The following is a 3,778-nucleotide window of genomic DNA, read 5'->3' as shown; positions in this document are numbered from 1 at the left end:
ATTGTGGTGATGGAAGTGGGACAAGATTTGGTGCGCCGTGTTCGGTTTATGGTGGAATTGCGCAATACGCCGTTTGATCAACAAAGAGAGATTTTATTTTATGGGGTGAATGGTTTGCCGCGTTTGATGGGCGGCGCGTTAGATGCGCGGGGCAATGGGGCTTATTTAGCTGAAAAAGCGGCGCAGCGTTATGGAGCTCTTGTGAAGGAAGTGCCCTTGTCACAAAGTTGGTATGGCAAGGAAATGCCGGCTTATTTAGAAGCTTTTGGGGATGGGACGATTGTTTTGCCGCGCGATAGTGACATTGTTGCCGATCATCAAGCGCTTGCTTATGTCAATGGCATTGTGAAAATTCCAGACAATCATCGTTTTAAAGGCAGTGATGGTTTTATGCGCCATGGTGATAGCGCGATTGCTTGCGCTTTGGCTTATTTTGCTAGCCGCCAAACTCCTGAAATTTATGATTATACACCTGTGAGAGAGGCTTATCGTTTTGATGAAAGCTCGCTCTTTTCAACGCCTTTTTTTTCAACAATGCGATCAAAGATTTATTGATGGGATGATGAGATGGTAAAACTTTTAGATCAGTGGGGTAGGGCGCTTAATATCAAAGGGTTGGAGCGAGAAGTTGCAAGCCCTACCGTTGGCGGTGTTCGTGATGTATGGTCACAAACCATTGTCAGTGGTCTGACCCCTGCGCAACTTGCTGATATTTTGCAACAGGCAGCACGGGGGCATCCAGAGCAGTTTTTTCAACTTGCCGATGATATGGAAGAGCGTGATTTGCATTATCGTGCTGTGCTTGGCATGCGTAAAAATGCTCTCACAGGGGTGGAGCCTGGAGTGATTGCCGCAAGCAACAGTGCACAGGACAAAAAGATAGCAGATGCGGTGCGGGAAGTGATTAGTGCGCCTACCTTTGTTGATGATTATGTCACGGATTTGTTAGATGCTTTGGGAAAAGGCTATGCGGTTGTTGAAACTTTGTGGGACAAGAGTGCCAAGGAATGGTGGCCGGTTGCTTGGAAATGGCGTGACCAGCGGTTTTTTCAATTGGATCGACGGGATGGTTTTCATTTGCGTTTAAAAGAAGAGGGGTCTTTTAATGGAAGTGAATTGCCTGCTTATAAATTTTCTATTCACAGACCCAAGTTGAAAAGCGGTTTGCCTATTCGTTCTGGGCTTGCGCGGCTTGCAGCTTGGGCTTTTTTGTTTAAATCTTATACCTTAAAAGATTGGATGGCATTTTTAGAAGTTTATGGCATGCGTTTGCGTGTGGGTAAATATGGGGCAAGCTCTTCTCATGAGGAGCGACGGGTTCTCATTCAAGCGGTGCGTGATTTATCCAGTGATGCGGCAGCGATTATTCCCAAAGAAATGGAGATTGAATTTATTGAAGCGGCAGGGGGCAGTGGCAATGCGGTGTTTGCTTCTAAGGCGGAATATTTAGATCGACAAATTTCTAAAGGTGTGTTGGGGCAAACCATGACGACGGATGATGGTGCGTCTTTTTCGCAAGCGCGCATTCATGAAAATGTGCGCCATGATATTGCCAGAGCTGATGCACGCCAATTAGCTTTAACGGCTAATCGTGATTTAATTGTGCCCTTTGTTGAGATTAATTTTGGGCGCCAAGAGCGCGCTCCCCTTGTCTATTGGCCGATTTCGGAAAATGAAGACATTAAAGCGATTAGTGATGCGCTGGAAAAACTTGTGCCTTTAGGTTTGCGTGTTGGGGCGCAAGAAGTGCGCAATAAGATTGGTTTTTCGCAACCAAAAAAGGAAGAGGATGTTTTAAAGGCTCCTGATAATGCGCTTGATGATGAGAGGGGAGAAAAGGCTCATGTTTGTGCTGATTGTGGAGGTGTTTTTGATGTTTCTGTGACAAGAGAGAGCAAGGGTGCAAAAGAGAAGGGTGGGAAACATCACGCCGAATTGGACCGGCTTTCACAAGAAGCTTTAAGCGACTGGGAAGAGGACTTAGACCCCCTTTTAGAGCCTTTTAAAAAGCTTGTGAGAGAAGCAAAAAGTTATGAGGATATCCTAAAAGGCTTAGATGAATTGCTAGGTGAGATGGATCATCACGCATTAGCAGCGCGCTTGGCAAAAGTACAAATGATTGCACGTGGGCTTGGGTATCATGGATGAGGAACTTTTTAAAACCGCCCCTAAAGAGGTCACCCGTTATTTTGAAGCCAAGGCACTTGTTCCAAGCTTTGATTGGCGTGATATAGCACCAGAAGAACATGCCTTTTCCTTTACGGTGGCAAAATCGCTAGGCTATGATATTTTGGAGGATTTTAAGCGAGCGGTTGGAGAAGCCATAAAGCATCAAGTTCCTTTTCAAGAGTTTCAAAAAAATTTGATGCCGATTTTACAGGAAAAGGGTTGGTGGGGTAAAAAGACTGCCATTGACCCCAAAACTGGTGAAAAGAGCGTGGTACAATTGGGCAGCCCACGGCGTTTAGAAACGGTCTATTGGGCCAATACCATGAGTGCGCATGCGGCAGGTGAGTGGGAGCGCACACAAAATAATAAAGAATTTTTGCCCTATCTCACCTATGCTTTGTCAAGTTCAGAACATAAGCGTTTAGAACATGAAAGTTGGGTGGGGTTTACCGCACCCGTTGATGATCCGGTTTGGGATTGGCTTTATCCGCCCAATGGTTGGCGGTGTAAATGCAGTGTGCGACAGGTAAGCCGTTATGAAGCAGAAGATTTAGGCTATGAAGAGGGGGCAGAGCCACTTCATGTTGAAAAGCAGGTTTGGCACAATAAACGAACGGGGAAAGTTGAGAAGATACCAAAGGGGATTGATCCTGGTTGGCATTTGAACCCTGGGAAACATCGGGCGCAAAATTTAAGCAATTTTTTGAGTGATAAAATTTCCGTGATGGGGGACAATGACAAACGCATTGCCATTGAAGATATTGTGGGTTCACCACTTTTGGCAGCCATGTTTGAAGGACGGATGCCTCGCGGGTTTATACCCATTGCACCGATAGCACAAAAGGTGGGTGATGTTTTTGCAGCGGAAAATTCTCTTATTCGCTTATCCGCAGACAGTGTGAAACATATTTTGTTAGAGCATCAAGCGCGAGCGCTTCACTTGGAGGATTTTCGAGGCGCCATTCAAACACTCATTCGCCCCCATGGAATTATCAGGCGAAAAGGTGTACCGAGCGTTGTGTTTTTGGGTGAAAATGATGGGGTATGGTGGCGCTTAGCGGTTAAATTTGTGGCAAGCAAACAAGAATGGTGGTTGACCTCCATGCATAAAAAAAGCTCTAGAGAAATTGGACGCTTATTGGATGCGGCTGAAAAAAAGGGCGAGAGGTTGTTGTAAAGAGAACAACAGGAAGAAAGTCTTGTGTTCTTAACGGAAAAGAGGCGAGGAAAAAGAGAAGGCGTGGAGGGCGGTCAACTCCTCGCAGATCCGGTAAAACCGTCCTGGTATAACTGGCTCACGCCTCGTGGATAGAAGTAACAGTTTAAAAGTTTAAAAGCAATCTTAAAAAAAACGGCTTGAGAGAGGCTTTTTTTGTATAAGGCGATAAATTGTACCTCTCACTTCACAACGGCGCTCTATCGTCTTTGAAGTGCCTTTGAAAACGATTTTATGGGATGGTTTGGCACGGGGGTTTCTCTCACAAGGAGAAGAATAGGGAAAAGAGTGCTTTTTTGAGAAATGCTCTTTTGACTGACAGTGTCAGACTTATGGTGGGAGTAAGTTTCATGCATTGTATTGCCAATGACAATTGTAAAGCAATAGGCTATG

2 protein-coding genes and 1 pseudogene are annotated in these 3,778 nt (G+C 45.3%); all 3 read left to right on the top strand.

What is annotated here, in order from left to right; genetic code table 11:
- Positions 1 to 555, top strand: a pseudogene (locus ACFILY_RS08500) (hypothetical protein); the annotation flags it as partial.
- 12 nt (positions 556 to 567) lie between these two features.
- Positions 568 to 2,148, top strand: coding sequence for a DUF935 domain-containing protein (locus tag ACFILY_RS08495; RefSeq protein ID WP_375673318.1), 1,581 nt, complete (start codon positions 568 to 570; stop codon positions 2,146 to 2,148).
- Entirely contained in the window at positions 2,141 to 3,346 is a 1,206-nt protein-coding gene (locus ACFILY_RS08490) for a phage minor head protein (protein ID WP_375673316.1), read from the top strand. Before ACFILY_RS08495 ends, ACFILY_RS08490 begins: the two co-directional genes overlap by 8 nt.
- Positions 3,347 to 3,778: the final 432 nt, after the last annotated feature.

The organism is Bartonella sp. CL25QHWL (genome assembly GCF_042195335.1).
Lineage (GTDB): Bacteria > Pseudomonadota > Alphaproteobacteria > Rhizobiales > Rhizobiaceae > Bartonella.
This window is presented reverse-complemented; position numbering and strand designations above follow the sequence as displayed.

Excerpts from the sequence above, each read along its gene's own strand:
- ACFILY_RS08495 (WP_375673318.1), top strand. The coding sequence starts at position 568 with ATGGTAAAACTTTTAGATCAGTGGGGTAGGGCGCTTAATATCAAAGGG.
- ACFILY_RS08490 (WP_375673316.1), top strand. The coding sequence starts at position 2,141 with ATGGATGAGGAACTTTTTAAAACCGCCCCTAAAGAGGTCACCCGTTAT.